The organism is Arthrobacter sp. Y3223164, from assembly GCF_059091005.1.
On record NZ_JBNHGF010000785.1, the window covers coordinates 1 to 582 of the forward strand.

Below are 582 nucleotides of genomic sequence, written 5' to 3' on the forward strand. Positions count from 1 at the left end.
GGCCGCGTCGCGCAGGCTGCGGTGGATCCGTCCGGTGACGGCGCCGAGCTCGCGGGCCTGGGAGCTGAAGTCCGTGCCGTCCAGGGCGGAGCCCGACGCGGTGCGCCACGCATCCTGGCTGTCCGGAATGAATTCCCGCAGCACGCTCAGGTGTCCGGTGTCCCAGAGGCGGTCGCCGCCGTCGTTGTCCTGTCCGGGAGTCAGCCAGCCGCCGGTCACCCAGCCGTACGTGACCGGGACTTCGCGGCACCCGGCCTCCGTGAGCAGCACTCCGACCTCGACGTCCGGATTGGTGCCGGCTTCCAGCACGCGGAAGAACTTCACGATCAGCGGACCCTGGTCGGACTGGACCACCACCGAGGTGTTCGACTGCTCACCCAGCAGCACGGAGGCCTGCAGCCCGGTGGTGAACTCCGGCCAGGAATCGAATCCGGCCCCGGCGTGGCCGCGGGTGTGCCCGTCGCCCGTCACCGACTGCCGCCGCATCAGTTCCAGCCAGGCGGCCACGAACACCGGGTCGTGGGCGCCGTCGTAAATCCAGCGCTCTCCGGGACCACCCGCAGTACCGCCCGCGGCGCCGCC

1 pseudogene is annotated in these 582 nt (G+C 71.6%); it reads right to left on the minus strand.

Annotated features, from left to right (window positions below):
* Positions 1-582: pseudogene (locus tag AC5RUJ_RS18000) on the minus strand (1,4-alpha-glucan branching enzyme); the annotation flags it as partial.